The 413-nt window shown below is 59.3% G+C and carries 1 protein-coding gene; it reads right to left on the bottom strand.

From position 1 onward, the window contains the following. Entirely contained in the window at positions 1 to 411 is a 411-nt protein-coding gene (locus JV201_RS12610) for an N-acetyltransferase (RefSeq protein WP_257903315.1), read from the bottom strand. Positions 412 to 413: the final 2 nt, after the last annotated feature.

The raw sequence follows: 413 nt of genomic DNA on the forward strand, positions 1-413 counted from the left end.
TCAGAGCGTTTTGCTGAGGAAAACCCGGCTGCTGCCTTGCGGGTCGCATGGTATTTCACCAAAACGTACCCAGCCATTCTTCTCGTAAAATTCCGGGGCCTGGAAACTGATGGTGTACAGCACCGCCGAGCGGCACCCTCGGTGACGGGCTTCGTCTTCGAACGCCTTCAGCAGCGATGTACCCAGGCCTGAACCACGCAGCGCATCGGGCAAATGGAACAGGTCGAGGAACGCCATCCCGAGGCTGGTTTTGCCGGTGATGCCGCCGAGGGTTTCACCGGTGTCGGGATCCTTGATCAGCACCGTCAACGGACGTCGGTCATTGGAGCCGGTGATGTGTTCGTTGAAGGCGGCGAGTCCCTTGCCGAGAAGCTGCTCGGCTTCGGCGTCTGGTTGGTCACCTATCTCAATCA

The organism is Pseudomonas sp. Colony2, from assembly GCF_019382755.1.
GTDB lineage: Bacteria > Pseudomonadota > Gammaproteobacteria > Pseudomonadales > Pseudomonadaceae > Aquipseudomonas.